Here is a 19,678-nt window from a genome sequence, read left to right as displayed (position 1 = left end):
GACCAAGGGAGCCGCTGCGGCGGTCGCCGCCCAGCGCCCACACTGGCACTACCGCACGGGTCGCCTGGGTGTACAGCAGGTGGTCGGCCTTGCCGGCCTTGATGTCGCGGATCAGTTGCTGGAGCGCTTCGCGGCTGTCGGTGAGGAAGTGTTCCTCCGCACCGCTGACGGAGATGTAGCTGTTGCCTGCTTCATCCGTTCCTATCCGGTAGCAGGAGTTCCCTTCACCGCAGAACGCGTCTTCCCACTTGACGTCCGACATCTGTCGCCTCCTCAGATTTGGCGTGCGATGGCACGGATGAAGTCTCGCGACCTGTCCGGGGGCAGTGCGATCTCCTCCATCCAATCCAGGTGAGCCCGGTACTTGGCCAGTTGGGCTTCCGAGTGGACGAACAGTGGTCCGTGGGAGTTGTCGATCTGCACGGTGTCCAGCTGAGGCACCGGCCCCTCCGCGTAGAGAACGGTCTGCCCGGCGCCCGGGAAGGCTCCTGCTTCGAACGGGATGACCAGCAGTGTGATGTTCGACTGCTCGGACTTCTCCACCAGTTGATCGAGTTGAGTGCGCGCTACGGCGCGGCCGCCGAACTGCATGCGGAGTGCAGCCTCGTGCACGATTCCTGTGTACGGCGTCGGCGTATTGCCGTCCAGGACGCCCTGGCGTTCTACGCGATGGGCCAGTCGAAGCGCGATCTCCCGATCCGGCAGCTGGGGGATCACCACCCGGAAGAGCGCCAGAGCGTGGTCCGAGGTCTGGAGCAGGCCCGGAATGTGCATCGAGTACGCAGCTCGCATGCGCACCGCGTGCGTCTCCAACTCGGCGATGTCGAGCAGCCCTTGGGGCAGCACTCCCCGGTATCTCTCCCACCATCCCCGGCCGCTCGGCTGGGCCATCTCGGCCAGGGCCTCGACGTACTTCTCGTCGGTGCAAGCACAGTTGCAGGCCAGTGTGCGCAGTCGTTCCGAGCTGATGGGGCGTGTGCCCGACTCGATGTTCGAGATCTTGCCCCGGTCCACGCAGAGCAGACCGGCCGCGAACTCGGCGGAGACGTCGGCTGAAGTGCGCATCTTCCGCAGCTCGGCGCCGAGCCGCTTCTGACGTTCGGTGGGGGACGTCCTTGCTGCCATGCCGTTCCTTTCCGCATGCGGTCACCGGCAGTCTGCCGCGTGCGCGCGCCCTGCTGCCACGAAAGGGTTCAATGTCCAAATCAATGGGGTAATTTTGCCCCCGTGACGCTACTTTAGGTGGTGCACCGCTCACTCAGCGAAGACGAGCCGGAAGTGCATCACGCGGTCCTGCCCGCAACCTCCTGCCCTGGGAGGGGCGGTCCCGCGTCAGGGAGACAGGCCACTGCTCGTCCACAACGCAACAACGTGAGCCACTCGTGCGCGCCCACGCGAAAGAGAGACGCCGCCAACTCGTCACCCGCACCAGGGGAGTCAGTCATGCACTCATCTTCATTCGCCGCACTCTGTCCGGCCGTTGCGGAGGCACGCACGTCGGCCCCGTATTCCCACCGCACTCTGCGACCGGCCCCGCGACCCGCCCCTCGGCCGGGCGGCTCCGGCCATGGGCTCGTCCTCAGCTTCACGCTTCCCGGTGACGTCCGCAGTGCGTTCGTCGGGCGTACCGCCGTCTCCGCCGCATTGGAGGCCAACGGGCTCGCCCCGTACATCTGGCCCGCCACCCATGCCGTCGCCGAACTCGTCGCGGTCACCGCCAGGATGAGCCCGGGGCGGGAACTCTACGTCTCCCTGCGTCACCGGGACGACGCGGTCCGCCTTCTCGTCTGGGACCAGCATCCACACCACGGCGATCGTGACCTGGCGACGCTCTGCGAGACGCGACGGCGGCGGGCGTTGTGGCTGCTGGCGGCCGTGGTCGACGACTGGGGCGGGGAATGGGGAGCCTGCGGGGCGGAGCCGTCTCAGCGAGGCACCAAGTCGTGGGTGGTGCTGCCGCGCTGACGAGACAGAGCGACGGTCAGGAAACAGTGTGGATATCCGTGATCAAGGCCGCGAAGATGGGGCGTTGGGCCTTCGGGGAGTTGGGTGACGGCCCGTCTGTTGGCGTTAGTCGCACGCCCATTGGCCTCAGGGGGAATTCGTTGTCGGAGCGTCGGGAAACGATCGAGCGCAACCTGTGGGCTGCACCAGCTCTTTTTGTGTTTGTGGCATGGGTGCTGTTCAAGGCGGATTCCAGTCCGGTGATGCCGAAAATCGCCTGGATCGTTTATGCGGTTGGTTGGGTTCCGGTTCTGGGGTTGCTCGGCCGGACTGCCGTGCAGCGGAGAAACCCTGGGATCGGTGCGGTCTTCGGTTGCGGAATCCTCCTGATCATGGGTGCCGTGTTCCTGGCCAACCATGGATGACGCCCTGCGGCCAACCGCGACCGCGCAGGGGCCCGGCACCGCGTGAGTTTCGCGGTGCCGGGCCCCTGTCGTTGTCCGGCTGCAACAGGCGCTCAGCCCTTCGGCTGGGTGAAGCGGATGCGGTTGCCGAAGGGGTCGCGCAGGCCGCAGTCGGTCCCGTACGGGCGGTCGGTGGGCTCCTCGGTGAACTCGACGCCCTGGGCCAGCAGCGTCTCGTACGTCTTGCGGCAGTCGTCAGTGGTGAAGATGAGCCAGCCGCCCATCGCACCCTTGGTCACCAACTCGCGTACCTGCTGGGCCGTTTCCTCGGACATGGCCGGGGCGCCCGGCTTCTCCAGCAGGATCTGGCGTTCGGGATGGCCGGGGACGCTGACGGTCAGCCAGCGCATGAAGCCCAGCTGAACATCGGCGCTGACCTCCAGGCCGAGCTTGCCTACGTAGAAGTCGAGGGCCTCGTCCTGGTCGAGGACGTAGATCTGCGATTGCGTGATGGCGTTGAACATGCGGATCACGCTACGGGGCACGCACGGAAAGAACTTATCCAGAACTGCTCAGTTGCTCGGGCGCATCCAGGCCATGGTGAAGCACGTCGGGACGCCCGTGGCCGTCGATTCCTTGCGGTACGTCCTGGGCGAGCGGCCGACGATGTCGTGGAACGTACGGCTGAACGTCCCCGGGCTCCCGAAGCCGACCTCGTAGCTGATGTCCGTCACGCTGCGGTCGGTCTCCCGGAGCAGGAACATCGCACGCTCGACGCGGCGGCGTTGCAGATAGCGGTGGGGTGTCTCGCCGAACGTGGCCCGGAAGGTACGGGTGAAGTGGGCCTGCGACACGTGCGCGATCCGGGCCAGGGCCGGGACGTCCAGCGGCTGCGCATAGGCGCGGTCCATCGCATCCCGCGCCCGGAGCATGCGGCGGTTGGTCTCCTCCACGGCACTGCTCGCGGCGCTGCTCACGGAGCGGTTCACGGAGCGGTTCACTGGGTCATCACACCACACGGCATGCGTGCGTCTACAGGCCGGAGTCTTCCTGGCGGGCCCTTGCCCACTGTGCCTCGAAGTCGCCGCGGCTGATCTCCCGGTCCGTGAGCGCCGGGTCGAAGAGGTCCACCACCGGCGGGTTGAACATCCAGTCGTCGGGGCTGCTGCGCACGGCGGTTCCGTCCCCGGCCACCTCCACCTGACGGAGCCGGCGCCCGTCGGGGCCGACCTCCACCAACTGGTCGACCGGTGTGCCGTCCTCGTTCTCGCCGCGGAGACTCAGGTGGGCGATGTCTCTGTCGGCGAGCACGCCGAAGCCCGCACGGCCGCGTTGGCCGGCGCGCTCGGCGTACAGGTCGTCCAGTCCCGGTGGCATCCGGGACGCGTCGATGTCGACCTCTTCCAGTCCCTGGTCCTTGTACCCGGCCAGGGTCTCCGGGTCGGTGATGACCTCGACCCAGGCGAATGTTTCGAGCACCTCCCGCGCGGACCGTGCACGGATCCACCACCACAGACCGCCCATGCCGTAATCGTGCAGAACGAGGAAGGGGTGCTTTTGCGTGACGTCGCTACTGGCCATGGAGGGCGATCCTAGTGCTGTGACCAGGAAGGTTCGCCGGGGTGAGCCTTGCGGGATGATCGCGTCATGACTGAGATCGTGTTGATGTCGGACCCGAGAGTCGCCGCTATACCTGTTGCTGAGTGCGGTGAGCGTCTTGTGGACGTCCGCCGAACTGATTCGTTGTTGGTCGATACGCGCGAGCAGGACCCGGCAGACGTCTTCGCGTACCTGCGGGAAGGCTTGCTGGAACGGCTGGTGAAGGCCCAGGCGATGCTTCCGCAGGGCTTGAGGCTGCTGTTCGTTGAGGGGTACCGGCCTCCTTCTCTCCAGCGGGAGTACTTCGAGGAGTACGCCGATCATCTGCGAGCCGCCCACCTCGATTGGTCCGCAGAGCAGATCCACTCGGCGGCGAGCCGGTATGTCTCACCACCCGACATCGCTCCGCATAGCGCCGGCGCAGCTGTCGACCTCACCCTGGCTGACGCCGAGGGGTACGAACTGGACCTGGGCACGCGCATGAACGCGGACCCGGAGGCGAGTGAGGGCGCCTGCTACACCCATGCCACCAACATCAGCGAGGAGGCCCGTGCCAATCGGAAGTTGCTGGGCACTGCGCTCACGGCAGCGGGCCTGGTGAACTACCCCACGGAGTGGTGGCACTGGTCGTTCGGGGACCGCTACTGGGCCTTGATCACGGGAGAGGCCGCCGCCCCCTACGGTCCGAAAGAGATTGGCCGACGCAGCTGATTGGCCCGACCCTGCCGGACTGACCGGTCGCTCGACGGCGGGACGACCACTCCGGCGGAGGCCTTTCTCACGGCGGACGCGGGCGTGTTCGCGTCGTTGGGCGGCCGGGGCATCGGAGTGGCCGCCGCACTGGAGGCGTACGGGCTCGCTCCGTACGCCTGGTCGGCCACGCACACTGTGGACGAGTTGATCGTGGTCACCGCCGTTGTGGCTGCTTGCGGCTGTTGTGGACGACTGGGGCGGGGGCGGGGAGCGGGGCGCCGGTGAGGCCACCCCGCTGCGGCAGGCCGCCGAGTCCTGGGGCGAAGCACCCTCCAGAGTGCGTGAGGCGAGCACATCAGCGGCGGTGGCGTCGCAGAGAGCGGTGTCCGCGGCGAACCCGATGGGGAGACCGCCGGGGTGCTCGACCAGCAGGGTGGCCGGCGTACGCACTCGGGGCGCTGCGGTGCGAGTGGCGAGCGCGTGGCGCGGCGTCAGCGGACGACGTCGAAGACGTTCATCTGCAGGCCGTTCGAGTACGCCGCGTGCTCGACGAGCTTCAGCTTCTGGGCGTCCTTGTCCGTGTCGCTGAACAGGCGCTTGCCCGCGCCGAGCAGCAGCGGGAAGACGAGGAGGTGGTAGCGGTCGATCAGGCCGGCGTCCGAGAGGTTCCGGGTGAGGGTGGCGCTGCCGTGGATGATGATCGGGCCGCCGTCGGTCTTCTTCAGGGCGGCGATCTCGTCGAGTGAGCGCAGGATCGTGGTCTTGCCCCAGCCGGAGACCAGGTCGTCCTCGGTGAGGGTGGTGGAGACCACGTACTTCGGCATCGGCTTGTAGTCGGCGAAGTCCGCCATGTCCGGCCATACCGGGCTGAACGCCTCGTAGCTGACCCGGCCCATCATCATCGCGGCGGCTTCCCGCTGCTCCCGGCCCTTGATCTCGAACGCCTCCGGGACGAACTCCATGTCCTTGAACGTCCATCCGGAGTTCCGGTAGCCGGGCTCGCCGCCCGGGGCCTCCACCACACCGTCGAGCGAGACGAAGGCGGTGCTGATCAGGGTGCGCATCTTGGGACTCCTTGCTTCACGAACCATTGCTTGCTTACTTGTGTGCTGACTGCGGGGTTACGAGGAACTCATCGGTCCGGTGCGGATCAATGACTCCGTCTCGCGGAGGTACGCCTCCAGTTCGGCCGCCCCGGACAGCATCGCTCGCCCCCGGGCGGACAGCCGGGTGTGCCAGCCGCGCAGGGTGGCCTCCAGCGGCTCCGGGCCGCCCGCCGCGCGCACCTGGGCGATCAGTGGGGCGATCTGCTCCAACAGGTAGCCGCCCCGGCGGAGTTGGTGGGTCAGCCGGGCGTCCCGTACGGCAGCCTCGTCGTAGACGCGGTAGCCGGTCCCAGGGTCGCGGGGCGGGTGCACCAGTCCGGCGCGCTCCCACTTGCGCAGTGTCGCGGGCCGGATTCCGAGCTGCCTCGCCAGTGGCCCGATGAACGTGCTCCCGTGCCCGGACCCGGTAGCGGGGACGGACCCCGGCCCCGGCCCCGCGGCGCCGTCCAGGTCCCGGAGGGCGCGTTCCACGGCGCGGAGGGTCTGGCGGTCGTCGAGGAGCTGGGTGTGGCTCTCGTCGATGAGGTGCAACGCCTCGTCCACCGCGTCCCGGTTCACCGCCCGCATGATCGATGTCGCCGTTCCGTGGCCGTGGCCGGGGGCCAGGGCGAGGAACGCGCGCAGGGCGCCCGCGTGCAGCGGGGTGTAGGCGCGGTAGCCGTGGGGTGTGCGGTCGGCGGCCGGGAGGATGCCGGCCTCCTCGTAGTTCCTGACCGCCTGCGTGGACAGGCCGTGCTCGCGCGCCAGATCGACCGGCCTGAGCCGACCACCACTTTTAAGGTTCTGCCCCATGGTCCTGCCGGTATCGCGGGAAAGTTTCAACCGAAGGTTCAACGATAGCGTTGAAGGCATGGCTACCGACATCGCCACCCACATCATGGACATCGCCCATGCCGTCGATGCTGCCGCTGTCACGCGGCTGCTCCCTGGCCGGCCCCGGCTGCTCGCCCTGGGCGAACCCACCCACGGCGAGGACACCCTGCTCGACGTCCGCAACGAGCTCTTCCGGCAACTCGTCGAGCAGGAGGGCTACCGGACCATCACCATCGAGAGCGACTGCCTGATGGGCCAGGTGGTGGACGACTACGTCACCTCGGGCGAGGGCACTCTCGACGAGGCCATGGAGCACGGATTCAGCCACGGCTGGGGCGCCTTCGAGGGCAACCGCGAGTTGGTGCGCTGGATGCGCGCCCACAACGTCCGCGCCGACAACGACGGCCGGCCCGCGTCCGAACGGCTCCGCTTCGCCGGGTTCGACGGCCCGCTGGAGATCACCCACGCCGCGAGTCCCCGGCAGGCCCTCACCGCGCTCCACGGCTACCTCGCGGCCAGGGTGGACGCGGACCTGCTCCCCTGCACCGCGGAGGTGCTCGACCGGCTGCTCGGCGCCGACGACCGGTGGACCGAGCCCGCCGCGATGATGGACCCCGCCCGGTCCGCGGGGCAGTCGGCCGAGGCCGGCCGGCTGCGGCTGCTCGCCGACGACCTGGTGGCACTGCTCGACGCGCAGACACCGCACCTGATCGCGACGGCCTCGCGGGACGAACGGGACCGGGCGCACCTGTACGGACGTACCGCGATCGGCCTGCTGCGCTACCACCACTGGATGGCCGACCCCTCACCGGCCCGCCTGACCCGGCTCGTCGGCCTGCGGGACCAGATGATGGCCCACAACCTCCTCGCCCTCGCCGAACGGGGCCCGGTGCTCGCCCACGCCCACAACTCGCACCTCCAGCGGGGGAGCAGCACGATGCGGATGGGCGGGGCGCCACTGGAGTGGTGGGGCGCAGGTGCGCTGGTGAGCGCCCGGCTGGGTGAGGAGTACGCCTTCGTGGCGACGGCCCTCGGGACGATTCGGCACCGGGGTGTGGACGCCCCGCCGCCGGACACCGTCGAAGGGCTCCTGTACGCGCTCCCGGAGGACTGGTGCGTCCTCGACGCCCGCCGACTGGCCGCCGCCCTCGGCGATATGCCGCCTGCCGCCCGCGTATCGCCCTGGTTCGGCTACGCCCCGCTCGACCCGGCCCGGCTGGCGGACGGCGACGCGGACGGGATCGTGTTCGTCAGGGACGTCCCACGGGCGTAGGACGTGTCCCATGGGCTCAGGACGTGCCCGACGGGTCAGGGCCGGACGGGCCGGACTACGGGTGGGGCCCGTAGTCCGGCCCTGGCTTCGCGGGTTTCCCGGTCTACCGGCTTTCCGGCTTCCCTGGTTCGCGCCGGGAGAGGCACGCTTCACCGCCCGACTACGGTGGCCCGCATGACCGATACCAAGTACTGGACTTCTGCCCCGGACCGGACCGTTCGCGGCTCGTTGGGCCTGTGTCATCTCACCGTGGCTCAGCCGCCGCTCGACATCGACGCCCGCAGCCTCCCGGCCAACGACCCTGATCAGGCACGCCTGTTCGTCGAGTCGGTCGACGGCATCGAGGAGGTACTGGAGGATCTCGGGCCGCGCTCCGTGCAGACGCCGCTGCCCTCGTCGGTGCGTTCCGATCTGGACGTCGTCCATGCCGCCGCGTGGGGCGGCATACGGGCCATCTCCACCCCTGTCTTCGCCGACGACGGCAACGGGAACCCGCTGCTGGCCGAAGCCGAACGGATGCGGAAGCGCTTCCCGGCGGCGCGGATCGTGGGTCACGTCACCTACTACGGCGGAATGGAACACACCGAAACCGTCGTGATGCTCCCCGACGGTGCCATGTTCCACGCCTCCGGCTGGCCCGACGACGAACCGTTCGTCGTCCTGGGCGACCCCTACGCCGTCATCGCCTCCCTCGGCCTGAGCAGTTGGATGCTCACCGCCGCCGACATCGACGTGGACCAGCCCGTCCACGAGATCGAATGGGCCTCCCTGGCCGGCCTGGCACTGGGGCAGTCCGACCCCTGGGGGTGGGAGGAGATGCAGACCACCGCCTTCCGCGTACAGCACAGCGATCTGTCGGTCTGCTCGATGGAGGGCCTGTACTTCGTCTGAGGGGTCCGACTCACACCCAGTCGTTCTCCGGAGTCGCCGCCCGCAGCACCTCGCGCGCACCCTTCAGCACCGGCTCGCCGTGCGGGACGCACAACGCTTCCACGTCCAGCGACGCCAGCCGCCTGAAGGAGGCGATGGCCTGCTCCCTGTCCACGTTGAACGGGCCGAGGATCGCCCGTCCCTCCGCGGTGGCGATGTTGTCGCCCGGGAAGAGCACGCCGCTGGAGGGAAGGTGCAGCGCGATGCTTCCCGGGGTGTGTCCGGGCACGTGCAGGACGTGGACGGGCTCGCCCCAGCCATCGATGGTGTCCCCGTCGTGCAGTTCCACATCCACCGGCACATATCGCGGGGGCTGGACGTCCGCTTCGGCGAATCCCGCCATGATCTGCTCGTGAAGCGCGTGTTCCGGGGCTGTGTACACCGGCTGGGGTTCGGGTGCGGTGCCGCGGATGAACGGGGCGTCCATGGCTCCGGCGAGGACGCGAGCGCCGGTGGCCTCGACGAGATCCGCGGCCGAGCCCGTGTGGTCGATGTGGGAGTGGGTGAGCACGATGTACCGCAGCTCTTCCGGGCGGCCGCCGAGCCGCGTCAGGGCATCGAGGACCGCGGGGGCGGAGCCTGGGACGGCGGTGTCGATCAGCGCGTAACCGTCCGGCAGGCGCACGAAGTAGACGTGCCCGACCGGGAAGGCCAGCTGCCAGACAGTGGGGGTGACCTGGGAAAGTTCCATGATTCGACGCTAACAAGGGGTCGGCGGATGTCCAGGTACTTCCGCCGACGGTGAATTAAGCGCAGCGTGAACGAGGCAGCCGGACCCGCCTCGGCCCGACCCGCCTCGGCCGGACCCACCTCGGCCGGACACACCCCGGTCGGACACCCCCGGTCGGACACACCTCGGTCGGCCTCACCTCGGCCCGAACCGCCTCGGCCGGAAGTACCCCGGCCGGACCCACCCCCGCCCCGATCCGCAGAGCGTCCGCCCCCCATGAACGCACGCCTGTCCGCGCAACCTCCAACGCGCGAGGAAGCGGCGACCGCGGTGTGAAGGGGGCGAGGAGCTGCAGTGCCGACACGCCATTAACTCCTCTTTACCCAGGCGTAGTTGTGGCTATGGTGGCCGGGCGGCGCGTACACGTCACGGGGGCCCAACGTGCCGCCCACAAGCCCTCAGGCCCCATCCGAGGGAAAGACGAGCTCTTGAACAGACTGCTCCGCATACCTTCCCGGTGGCGGTTCACGGCCCGTTTCACGGCCGCCTTCGGCCTGACCGCGGCCGTCACCATGACCGGACTGCCGGCCGTCCAGGCCGCGCCGCCGAAGCTGCCACCGGTCTCGGCGAAGATGAAACCCGGCTCCGGCCAGCGCTGCGACACCCGCAACAATCTCCCGCCCGCCGCAAAGACCCCGGCGAACTCCGGGTTCCCCAACGACCTGACCGGCAACCTCCACAAGGACACCGCCCTCCCGCGGAAGTTCGAGTACGACCTGCCGGGCCAGGCCTACGACGGGCTGAAGACGCCGACGGCCGCCCAGAAGACTCAGGCGCTGTCGAAGGTCCCCGGCGACCTGGAGAAGAACGTGGCGGCCTGGAAGAAGGCCGCCGACCTCTCCAAGAAGCCCGAGGACCGGGCCATGGAGATCTACGCCCGGTACTTCGCGAACAAAGAGGGCCTCGGGTTCAAGCACTGGTTCGACAAGCGGTACATCCGCAACCAGATCAACAACCACAAGGGCTCCGGCTTCGAGCGTCAGCTCGTCAAGGACTACCGCCTGATCGGCCCGGACTGGCTGTGCGAGGTCACCGTCGAGCTGTTCGACAAGAACGGCGACAAGGTCGGCGAGCGCCGCTACGACGCCTACAACAAGAAGACCAAAGAGTTCAACGAGTTCAAATCCAACAGCAAGCTGACCGCCAAGCAGCTCGCGAAGGACCGGGTCGTCGCCAAGTCGCTGCCCAAGCACACCTTCCGCTTCACCGGCGCGAAGAAGTTCACCAAGGGCCAGGTCAAGCACATCAACGACCTGGAACGCGACGTCCGCGCCATGCGGGGCGGCAAGTCCGGCCAGGTACGCGGCAACCAGCGGTTCTACAACCCGGTGCCCAAGACCACCCCGATCCGCGGATTCTCCGACCACCAGCGGTGGTTCGCCCCCGCCTGCCAGACCGGCGGCGGCACGCAGACGCAGCTCATGGCGGCCGGTGCCAACAACTGCGGCACCCGCGGCCCCGCCAACCAGCGTGCCATCTCCTCCACCCTGGAGGAGGCCAAGCGCTTCCAGCGGGACGCCAATCGCCTCGACCCGAGGGGCACCCTCCCCAGGGGCGGCCCCGGTGGCGTCGACTTCACCACCATGGAGCTCCGCTACGTCGGTGGGCTCGGCAAGGGCAAGGGCATGCAGTACTCCATGCGTGCCGACCAGATGCCCGACCCGGACAACAACCCCGGCTTCGGCGGCGAGAGGAGGATGCAGCTCTCCTCCGACGCCCTGTTCACCTGGCTCGCGCTGACCCCCGACAGGTTCTGGGTCAACCTGAACCCGGACCAGCCGGGCAAGGTCATGGACACGAAGTTCGGCAGGACCGACGCCGGCCGTGTCCTCCTCGACGCGGATCTGCTCATGAAGTACGACTTCTCCGAGGCGCTGAACCCGGACAAGCACGCCGAGGGCAAGCGCTACTGGGACACCGCGCCGCGCCGCAACGGCATGCCGTGCTTCCCCGGTACCCGGTTCTGGATCGAGCCCGACGAGGCGAAGGTCCGTGAGCAGGACGGCGGGATCTACATCCTCGACTCGCCGATGGACGTCTCCGCCCAGTGGCTGGACGTCGACTACACCGTCCCCGGCTCCACCGAGTGCACCGACCTCTCGGACGCCGAGAAGAAGCAGATCGAGGTGTCGGTCAACGCCAACATCGTCCCGATCATCCAGGAGCGGGTGAACAAGGACCCCAAGTACGCCGACCTGCGCGCCGTCTACAACGCCCGCGTCGCCGCCGAGTACATCCGCCAGACCGACGCCAAGTCCCCGACGGACTTCCACCGGATCATCGACTCCAATGACGTCTCCGCGTGGCCGATCCGGGCCCCGCACCAGGACTGGACCCGCGAAATGGTCTGGGACAAGTACATGAAGACGTACAAGGAAGGCATCGAGTGGTTCGAGCTGAAGTACGGCGGCAAGATCTACAAGCAGGGCGTCGGCGGCGTCGACTTCTCCAAGCAGCCCAAGCGCAACATCAGTAAGGCGCGCTTCAACCTGGAGAACCGGGACCTGGACAACACCACCCGCAACTCCCGCGAATCCGACGACACCTCCTACCGGGACACCGACACCCTCTACCTCGGGGCCGGGCCCAGCGGTGACGGGAGCGGCGAGGACCCGGGCGGCGACCCCACTCCCACCCCGTCGCACACCGGCAAGCCGACCCCGACCGGCAAGCCCTCCACGCCGGGCACGCCGGACCCGACCCACAGCAACGGCGGACAGCCCCCGGCCACGTCCGGGCCGGGCGGCGCGGACGGCGATCTCGCACACACCGGCAGCGACACCCCCATCGGCCTGATCGCAGCCACCGCCGCGGTGCTCGCGGCGGCCGGCGGCGGCCTCATGTGGTGGATGCGCCGACGCCGCACCGCCCACCACTAGCGCGGCCGGCAGCACACCTGGCCGGCAGCACATCCGGCAGGAAGGGCTCCACCCCTGACCTGGGTGGAGCCCTTCCGTCCCTCGGGACAGCGGAGCCTGCCCGGTGCGGGACCCACGGCGTCGGGGCCCTGCCACAGTCCCCACGGCGTGGGGGCCTTGCCGCAGTCCCTACGGCGTGGGGGCCTTGCCGCAGAATTCGGCCTCGATCACATCGACGTAGACCGCCCCGTTCTGCAGCCAGTCGCCGTTGATGTTGAACGTCAGCTGGTGCTTCCCGTCCTGCGTGCCGACCATCGCCGAGAGGGAACCGTTCGTACGACCGCTCTTGCCCACCACCTTCACACCGCAGGACAGCTGCGCGAACTCGACACCGAGTCCGTACCCGGTCCCGTCGCCCAGCGGTACCTCGTCGAGCATCTCCGCCATCTGCGCGCGCGGCAGCAACCTGCCACCCATCAGGGCGCGTTGGAAGCGGTTGAGGTCGCCGCCGGTGGAGATGATGTCGCCGGACGCGCCCAGCCAGGTCATGTTCTGTTCGGTGGCGTCGTGGATCTCTGCGTCGGGGGTCTCCTGGTGGAGGCGGGAGTAGCCGACGGGGTGCGGGTCGGGCATCTGCGGCGCCGTGCCGGGGAACGACGTCCCGCGCAGCTTCAGCGGCCGGATGATGCGGCGGGTGGTCTCCTGCGCGTACGAACGGCCCGTCGCCTTCTCGATGACCATCCCGGCTATGACGTAGTTGGTGTTCGAGTACAGCGGCGTCTTCTGCGGGTCGGGGACCGGCGGTTGCTTCAGCGCGACCGCCACCAGCTCCTCGGGCGCATGGGTGTCGTACCGGTGCTCCGGGAAACCGGGGCCGGCGGCGTCGTGCACGAACGCGGGGTCCGAGGTGTGGTCGGCGATGCCGCTGGTGTGGTTGAGGAGGCTGCGCAGGGTGATCCGGGTCCCGTCGTACCCGTTGCCCCGCACCAGGCCGGGCAGCCAGTGCTCGACCGTATCGTCGAGGCTCAGCCTCCCCTCCGCCTCCAGTTGGAGCAGGACGGTCGCGATGAACGTCTTGGTGATGCTGGCCCCGCGGAAGTGGTCGCCGGACGAGCGCTCGCGACCCGTCGCGGTGTCGGCGTGACCGGCCGCTCCGTACCAGCTCCCCCTGCCGTCCCGTGCCATGGCGGCCACGCCGGGCAGCTCGCCCTTCTCCACCACGGCCCGCAACGCGGCACGGGTCGCCTCGTGCCCGGGTGCGGTGGACGCGGGGGCCGCGTGCGCGGAGGGGCCGAATGCGGCCGCTCCGACGGTCGCGGCCACCGCCAGGGCGAGCGAGGAGATGCGTGCGGTCCGTTGCTTCATACGTCGTGCCTCCGGGTCACCGAGGGGGCGTGGTGTCGCCCCCGCGGTGCCTGTGACGCACAACTCGGGGCTCAGGGTTGATCGTTGGGTCTGCTCGCCGCGGTCACCGCTCGGGAGCCCCGGCCGTGACCAGCAGGCCGGCGAGCACACTCGCGAGCAGGGTGAGGCCGACCGTCCACCAGAGTGTTACGGAGTACCCGTCCAGCACCGCGGCGTTGACCTGATCCAGAGCGCCGGAGAGCGATGCCGGAAGGTTCTGCCCGCCGATCGGGAAGCCGGCCTTGGCCGCTTCGACCAGAGGGGCGGGAATCACCGACGCGTTGGTCAGCCGATCGGAGATCGCCGATGCGAGGACGCCGGTGACCAGGGGCCAGGCGGCCCACCCGCCCACGTTCTGGGCCGCGAGGACCACCGCCGAGGTCCCGCCGGAATCCTGCGCGGCGACGCCACCGGTCGCGGTGGTGAACAGCGGTGCGAGGGCCAGGCCGGCACCGAAGCCGATGAGCAGCGTGCCCGGCAGCACCTGGGCGGTGTACGTGCTGTCGGCATCGATCCCGGTCAGGATCGCCAGGCCGACCGCCGCCAGCAGCAGGCCCGGCACGATCAGATTGCGCGGCGCCAGCCGGTGGCACAGACGGGCGGCGACCTGGGTGGAGGCGACGACGGCCGCCGCGGCCATGGGCAGCAGGGCCATACCGCCCTGGGTCACGGAGTATCCGAGGATGCCCTGGAAGTACCTGGTCAGGATCTGGAACGTGACGAGCAGGATCAGGCCGAGGAAGAACAGGGCCAGGAGGGAGCCCGCACGGTTACGGTCCCTGAGCACCCGCGCCGGGGCGAGCGGGTCGGGGGAACCGGTCTGCTGCCGCGCGAAGGCCAGCAGCAGGAGGGCGCCACTCGTGAGGAGGATCAGGGTCAGGGGGGTGGTCCAGCCCGTCGCCCCGGCCCTGTCGAAGCCGAAGGCGAGAGCGATGAGCGCGCCGGTGCCCAGCGCCAGCCCCGGTGCGTCGAGGCGGGCAGGGGTGCGGACCGGGTGGGAGTCGTGCACCAGGGGCGCCGCGCAGACCGCGATGACCAGCGCGAGCCCGGCAGTGGCCAGCATGGACATGCGCCAGCTCAGGTGCTCGATCAGGGGGGCGCTCGCGAACATGCCGAACGCCATGCCACTGCCGGCGACCGCGGCGTAGACGCCGAAAGCCCTGCCGCGTTCCTTCGGATCGCTGAATCCGGCGGAGACCAGGGCCAGCGCGGACGACGAGAGCAGCGCGGCGGACATGCCCTGGAGCGCGCCGGCGACGATGAGCAGGGCGGGGGAGGGAGCCAGCCAGCCGACCGCGAAGGCCACGGCGAAGCCGGCCGAGCCGATGACGAACACCCGTTTGCGGCCCAGGAGATCGCAGAGGTGTCCGCCGAGCAACAGCAGCAGACCGAAGGCCAGCATGCAGGTGGTGGAGAACAGCCGCAGGTCGTCGGAGGAGGCACCCAGGTCGGCCTGGACGGACGGCAGCGCGGTGTTCGTGATCGCCGTGCCGATCAGCACCAGCAGCTGTGCCAGCGCGGCCATCCCCAGACCCCACCACCGCATCGGGTGCGGAGCCGGTGCAGCTGCCGGTGCGGGGGCCGTCGGCAGGCCGCCGGGCGTCTTGCTCAGGGACGGCCCGGACCCCGGCGTCGGGCGGCGGTCCGCCGGGGCCGTGGGGGCGTACGCGGGCTGCGCCGGAACCGGCCCGGCCTGGGCCGGGACACGCGGATCCGGCCGAGCGGCCCGCGTCTCCGGGGCGAAGTCCAGCAACTGTGCCGCATGCCTCCCGAGTTGGGCCAGCACCGAGCCGGGCAGCCACTCACCGCCCTGGTCACCGGCCGTACGGGCGATCACCTCGGCGGGCGTGGGCCGCTGCGTCGGGTCCTTGTGCAGACAGGCACGTACGAGGTCGACGAGCGACTCCGGTACGCCGGTCAGGTCCGCCTCCTCCTCCGCGATCCGGAAGAGGTGCGCGTTCAGACCGGTCTCCGTGGCGCCGAAGAGGAGGCGGCCGGTGGCGGCGTGGACGAGGACCGCGCCCAGGCAGAACACATCGCTGGCCGGGGTGAGTTCGAGGCCGCGCACCTGCTCGGGGGACATGAAGCCGGGGGAGCCGATGAGCATTCCGGTGCGGGTGTGCAGGCTGTCCCCGGCGAGGCTGTCCATGGCCCGCGCGATCCCGAAGTCGATCACCCGTGGTCCGTCCACCGTCACCAGCACGTTGGACGGCTTCAGATCGCGGTGGATCAGGCCCGCGCCGTGCACCGACTCCAGGGCCGTGGCCAGGCGGTTGGCGAGGGTACGGACCGAGTGCTCGGGCAGCGGTCCGAAGTCCCTGGCGACCACGGTGGTCAGGTCGGGCCCGGGGATGTACTGGGTCGCGACCCACGGCACCTGTGCCTCGGTGTCGGCGTCGAGCACGGCCGCCGTCCAGGTCCCGCCCACCCGGCGGGCGGCCGCCACCTCGCGCGTGAACCGCCTGCGGAATTCGGGGTGCTGGGCATACTCGGCCTGCACCACCTTCACGGCAACGGTCCGTCCGGCTTCGGAACGGCCGAGATACACCAGCCCCATGCCGCCCGCGCCCAGCCGGGCTATCAGACGGTAGGGGCCGATGTGCGTCGGATCTTCGGCGATCAACTGGTCCACGGCAGTAAGATAGTTGAGGTATCCAATTCGTGGTGCCAAGTCGCGATGAACCGTGGCCGCACTCGGGCGATTCCTCTCGGCATCGGCCGTATCGCCGTTGCGGCGGGCCCGTTCAGCCGGGGGACGGCATGAGCGGCGGGCCGTCGGACTCCGCTGCCGAGGCGATCTTGCGCAGCAGGACGACGAATTGCTCCCGTTCCGCCTCGTCCAGCGGGGCCAGGAGAGCGCGCTCGGTCGCCATCTGCTCGCCGATCGTGGACGACCAGGCTTCGGCCCCCTTCCCGGTCAGCGCGACGAGCAGGCTCCGGCGGTCCTCCGGGGCGGGCTGCCGGGTCACGTAACCGGACTTCGCCAGGCGGTCCAGCCGGTTCGTCAGCGTCGCCGGATGGGTGCCCAGGCCCTCGGCCAGCTGGGTCGGCGTCATCCGGTACGGCTCCCCGGCGGAGCGCAGCCGCCAGAGGATCTCGTACTCCCACATCTTCAGCCTGCGCTGTGCGAGCCCGGCTTCCTTGCGGCCCTGGAGGTACTGGACCAGCATCTGCATCCGGGTGACGGCGCCCTCGACCACCGGGTCGAGGTCGGGGACCTCCCGCCGCCATCGGGCGATGTGCCGGTCGATCGAGTCGCCGCCGGGGGCCGGCTCGCGCGTGGTCTCCATGGCTCCAGCATAGGAGCAGTACTTCCGATTCGGATATTTTGAAACCGTAGTGAGCTCCGGTCCTCGCTCCCGAGGCGGTTCCGGCGGCTGCATGGCCGCTCGCGGGCCGCGCCGGCGGGTGCACCGTACGTCGTCCCGCCCGTACGTCGTCGTACCCGTACGTCGTCTCACCCGTGCGTCGTCCGATTCGGTCGCACGCAATGATCGCGCGGCGGTCCCCGTCCGACATGCCGATGGGTGCCGCCGCGCGTAGCGTGAGATCCCCGGCCGCGACGGCGCCGAAGTCCCGCGCCCGAGCCCCCTCGGCCCTCGGAGGGCGGACATGAAGCTCGGTCTGCACTACTGGAACTACTCGACCCCCGCCGACCCGGCGCTCATCGCGCCCACACTCGCGGAATCGGTACGGGTCGCCGAGCAGGCCCGGATCGCGTCCTTCAGCGTGATGGACCACTACTTCCAGATGGAGACCGGGCAGAGCGTCGCCGACGAACCGATGCTGGAGGGGTACACCACCCTCGGCTACGTGGCGGCGGTGAGCGAGCGGATGACGCTCGGGCTGATGGTCACGGGCGTGATGTACCGGCACCCCGGACTGCTGGCGAAGATCGTCACCAGCCTCGATGTGCTGTCCGGCGGCAGGGCCAGACTGGGCATCGGAGCCTCCTGGTACGAGCGCGAGCAGTACGGGCTCGGCGTGCCGGTGGTCCCGGTCGCCGAGCGGTTCGAGCGGCTGGAGGAGACCATCCGCATCTGTCTCCAGATGTGGAGCGACGACAACGGCCCGTTCCGGGGCCGGCACTACCGGCTCACGGAGACGCTGTGCGTACCCGAACCGATCGGCGGGCACCCGCCGATCATGATCGGCGGCGGGGGCGAGCGGAAGACCCTGCTCCTGGTCGCCCGCTACGCGGACGCGTGCAATCTCTTCGCCACCGGCCAGGAGGAAGTGGCCCACAAGCTCGATGTGCTGCGGGCGCACTGCGAGGCGGAGGACCGTGACTACGACGCCATCACGAAGACCGTGATGTACGGCGGCCCGGTGCTGGACAGGCCGGCCGCGTTCCTCGCCGACGCGGAGGCGTACGCGGGCCTGGGCATCGGCGAGATCCAGGTGCTGCCCGACCGGCACCCGGTCAGCTTCACCCACCAGATCGCCGAGCACATCGCCCCCGCCGTAGCCGGGATCGGATAGCCGGCGGTGGTGGGTGCGCCGCGCACCCACCAACGAACGGACGGGTCTACACGCCGGTGGTGCCGTCGACGATCTCCCGGATCATGTCGAGGTGCCCGTTGTGCCGGGCGGTCTCCTCGATCAGATGCAGGACGATCCAGCGCAGATCGGGATGCGTGCCGTCGCGACGCGGTTGTGCGGCCCGGGTGTCCAGGTCGGTGGCGGCGACCAACTCGCTGTAGCGGGCGGTCCGTTCCTCGTAGAGCGAAAGCACATCGGCGAGCGGCATGTCCACCGCGATGCGCATCTCGCGGTCGGGGTCCTCGTCGGTCCACGGGCCCTCGTCCGGGCCGCCGAGGAAGGCCACCTCGAACCAGTGGTACTCCACCCAGCTCAGGTGGTTGATCAGCCCGGCGATCGTCATCAGGGGCGAGCCGGGAAGCGGAGCCCTGCGGGCGTCCTCCGGCGAGACGCCCTCGCACTTGGCGCGTGCGGTGTCGCGTACGTAGTCGAGAAAGGTGGCCAGCTGAGTGCGCTCGTCCCAGGCGGGAGGCGAATCGGTGCGTGTCATCGACGTACACGATGAGCGACGGGCCGTCCGCTGTCCACCGCATTGTCCAATGGGGCCCGCCGCTGGGTCCGTGGGCCCACGCCCCGGCGATCCGGCCTCATTACGCTCGTGCACGACCAACTGTGAGCCACCCGGCCGGCGCTTGCCACGAGCGCCTGTCCGGCGTGCCCGCAAATATCTGGAACTGCACGCTCCACCTGTCTCGCATGGGGTGATGTGTCGATGAGTGACGGTTTCTTCTACTCGTACCACCTCGGCTGGAGCCGACCGGACTCCGAGTCGCTCTTCAATGATCTCGACGCCGCGGGGCTGCGGCTCAGCCACCCGGTCACCAGACGGGTCACGCTGCTCGGCCCGGGGCCCGGCCCGCACGGCACTCCGTCGTGGGTGACCAGGGAGCAGCTCGTGCTCCTCGCCGGACTCCAGCGGCTCGACAGCGTCGACTTCGTGCTGTGGATGAACAGCGGAACCGAAGTACCCGCCCGCATCCGTCGGATGCGGGACGGAGTGGTCGCGCTCGAATTCGGGTTCGGCCGGCTGACCCGGGACGAGCAGGAGGTCGCCGCGCGGGCGATCAGGGAGGCGATAGGGCGGGCATCGGTGCTCTGCATCGGTTTCGTCGTCGACCGCGAGGGCGCCTCGGTGGCGACGGACTGGAGCGGCGTCGTCATCAACGGCACCACGTTCTTCGACAGCTGGCCGGACACCCTGGCCGTGCGGCACGAGATCGCGGCCATGCAGCCGCAGTTGGCCGGGGTGGCCTCGTTCGACCAGTCGCCCTGGATGCTCTTCGGGAGCGAGGTCCCTGTCCGGTAGTGGGATCCCCGTCCGGTAGCGCCGACTTTGAGCCTTGCATTGGGCCCTGAGGCCCATGCCCCGATGGGTGCCGGTG

Annotated in this window: 19 protein-coding genes and 1 pseudogene; 8 read left to right on the top strand and 12 right to left on the bottom strand. The window is 69.5% G+C overall.

What is annotated here, in order from left to right; translation table 11 throughout:
• Positions 1-73: 73 nt before the first annotated feature.
• Both ABZ622_RS10225 and ABZ622_RS10220 read right to left on the bottom strand, forming a co-directional pair.
• Positions 74-262, bottom strand: a pseudogene (locus ABZ622_RS10225) (hypothetical protein); the annotation flags it as partial.
• Positions 263-273: 11 nt separating this feature from the next.
• The gene (locus tag ABZ622_RS10220; RefSeq protein ID WP_360541908.1) at positions 274-1,125 is read right to left on the bottom strand and encodes a helix-turn-helix transcriptional regulator; all 852 of its coding nucleotides are present in this window, start codon (positions 1,123-1,125) and stop codon (positions 274-276) included.
• Between the two features lie 318 nt (positions 1,126-1,443).
• Here ABZ622_RS10220 and ABZ622_RS10215 point away from each other — a divergent pair, with 318 nt between their 5' ends.
• Together ABZ622_RS10215 and ABZ622_RS10210 are read left to right on the top strand one after the other, a co-directional pair.
• Positions 1,444-1,965, top strand: coding sequence for an ATP-binding protein (locus ABZ622_RS10215; protein ID WP_360541907.1), 522 nt, complete (start codon positions 1,444-1,446; stop codon positions 1,963-1,965).
• Between the two features lie 38 nt (positions 1,966-2,003).
• Complete coding sequence (locus ABZ622_RS10210; protein WP_360541906.1) at positions 2,004-2,369, top strand: hypothetical protein; 366 nt, start codon at positions 2,004-2,006, stop codon at positions 2,367-2,369.
• A 92-nt stretch (positions 2,370-2,461) separates the two neighbouring features.
• Here the strand turns inward: ABZ622_RS10210 and ABZ622_RS10205 are convergent, their stop codons facing one another.
• The 3 genes from ABZ622_RS10205 to ABZ622_RS10195 form a co-directional block, all read right to left on the bottom strand.
• Complete coding sequence (locus ABZ622_RS10205) at positions 2,462-2,872, bottom strand: VOC family protein (protein ID WP_360541905.1); 411 nt, start codon at positions 2,870-2,872, stop codon at positions 2,462-2,464.
• Positions 2,873-2,920: 48 nt separating this feature from the next.
• Positions 2,921-3,280 (bottom strand): AraC family transcriptional regulator, encoded by a 360-nt coding sequence (locus ABZ622_RS10200; protein WP_360541922.1) that lies wholly within the window; start codon positions 3,278-3,280, stop codon positions 2,921-2,923.
• Between the two features lie 100 nt (positions 3,281-3,380).
• A complete protein-coding gene (locus ABZ622_RS10195; RefSeq protein ID WP_360541904.1) occupies positions 3,381-3,929 on the bottom strand; it encodes a hypothetical protein in 549 nt (182 codons plus the stop codon).
• A 66-nt stretch (positions 3,930-3,995) separates the two neighbouring features.
• Here ABZ622_RS10195 and ABZ622_RS10190 point away from each other — a divergent pair, with 66 nt between their 5' ends.
• Complete coding sequence (locus tag ABZ622_RS10190) at positions 3,996-4,658, top strand: M15 family metallopeptidase (protein ID WP_360541903.1); 663 nt, start codon at positions 3,996-3,998, stop codon at positions 4,656-4,658.
• A gap of 473 nt (positions 4,659-5,131) precedes the next feature.
• On the opposite strand, the gene ABZ622_RS10185 is transcribed toward ABZ622_RS10190, so the two are convergent.
• Together ABZ622_RS10185 and ABZ622_RS10180 are read right to left on the bottom strand one after the other, a co-directional pair.
• Entirely contained in the window at positions 5,132-5,704 is a 573-nt protein-coding gene (locus ABZ622_RS10185; RefSeq protein ID WP_360541902.1) for a dihydrofolate reductase family protein, read from the bottom strand.
• A gap of 57 nt (positions 5,705-5,761) precedes the next feature.
• Positions 5,762-6,538: a TioE family transcriptional regulator gene (locus ABZ622_RS10180; protein WP_360541901.1), complete on the bottom strand. Its 777-nt coding sequence runs from the start codon at positions 6,536-6,538 to the stop codon at positions 5,762-5,764.
• Positions 6,539-6,596: 58 nt separating this feature from the next.
• On the opposite strand from ABZ622_RS10180, the gene ABZ622_RS10175 reads away from it, so the two are divergent.
• Positions 6,597-7,832, top strand: coding sequence for an erythromycin esterase family protein (locus ABZ622_RS10175; RefSeq protein ID WP_360541900.1), 1,236 nt, complete (start codon positions 6,597-6,599; stop codon positions 7,830-7,832).
• Positions 7,833-8,006: 174 nt separating this feature from the next.
• Complete coding sequence (locus ABZ622_RS10170; protein ID WP_360541899.1) at positions 8,007-8,723, top strand: DUF6333 family protein; 717 nt, start codon at positions 8,007-8,009, stop codon at positions 8,721-8,723.
• 10 nt (positions 8,724-8,733) lie between these two features.
• On the opposite strand, the gene ABZ622_RS10165 is transcribed toward ABZ622_RS10170, so the two are convergent.
• Positions 8,734-9,453, bottom strand: coding sequence for an MBL fold metallo-hydrolase (locus ABZ622_RS10165; protein ID WP_360541898.1), 720 nt, complete (start codon positions 9,451-9,453; stop codon positions 8,734-8,736).
• Positions 9,454-9,920: 467 nt separating this feature from the next.
• On the opposite strand from ABZ622_RS10165, the gene ABZ622_RS10160 reads away from it, so the two are divergent.
• Entirely contained in the window at positions 9,921-12,371 is a 2,451-nt protein-coding gene (locus ABZ622_RS10160; RefSeq protein WP_360541897.1) for a hypothetical protein, read from the top strand.
• Positions 12,372-12,539: 168 nt separating this feature from the next.
• Here the strand turns inward: ABZ622_RS10160 and ABZ622_RS10155 are convergent, their stop codons facing one another.
• From ABZ622_RS10155 to ABZ622_RS10145, 3 genes are all read right to left on the bottom strand, one after another.
• Positions 12,540-13,715, bottom strand: coding sequence for a serine hydrolase domain-containing protein (locus tag ABZ622_RS10155; protein ID WP_360541896.1), 1,176 nt, complete (start codon positions 13,713-13,715; stop codon positions 12,540-12,542).
• A gap of 103 nt (positions 13,716-13,818) precedes the next feature.
• Positions 13,819-16,386: an MDR family MFS transporter gene (locus tag ABZ622_RS10150; RefSeq protein WP_360541895.1), complete on the bottom strand. Its 2,568-nt coding sequence runs from the start codon at positions 16,384-16,386 to the stop codon at positions 13,819-13,821.
• 112 nt (positions 16,387-16,498) lie between these two features.
• Entirely contained in the window at positions 16,499-17,044 is a 546-nt protein-coding gene (locus ABZ622_RS10145; RefSeq protein ID WP_360541894.1) for a MarR family transcriptional regulator, read from the bottom strand.
• A 322-nt stretch (positions 17,045-17,366) separates the two neighbouring features.
• Between ABZ622_RS10145 and ABZ622_RS10140 the strand changes: the two genes are divergently transcribed.
• On the top strand, positions 17,367-18,236 hold the full coding sequence (locus tag ABZ622_RS10140; protein ID WP_360541893.1) for an LLM class F420-dependent oxidoreductase: 870 nt from the start codon (positions 17,367-17,369) through the stop codon (positions 18,234-18,236).
• 46 nt (positions 18,237-18,282) lie between these two features.
• On the opposite strand, the gene ABZ622_RS10135 is transcribed toward ABZ622_RS10140, so the two are convergent.
• On the bottom strand, positions 18,283-18,786 hold the full coding sequence (locus ABZ622_RS10135) for a DinB family protein (RefSeq protein ID WP_342282498.1): 504 nt from the start codon (positions 18,784-18,786) through the stop codon (positions 18,283-18,285).
• A gap of 222 nt (positions 18,787-19,008) precedes the next feature.
• On the opposite strand from ABZ622_RS10135, the gene ABZ622_RS10130 reads away from it, so the two are divergent.
• The gene (locus ABZ622_RS10130) at positions 19,009-19,602 is read left to right on the top strand and encodes a hypothetical protein (RefSeq protein WP_360541892.1); all 594 of its coding nucleotides are present in this window, start codon (positions 19,009-19,011) and stop codon (positions 19,600-19,602) included.
• Positions 19,603-19,678: the final 76 nt, after the last annotated feature.

This window comes from Streptomyces sp. NPDC007164, assembly GCF_040634135.1.
In the GTDB taxonomy this organism is placed as follows: domain Bacteria; phylum Actinomycetota; class Actinomycetes; order Streptomycetales; family Streptomycetaceae; genus Streptomyces; species Streptomyces sanglieri.
This window is presented reverse-complemented; position numbering and strand designations above follow the sequence as displayed.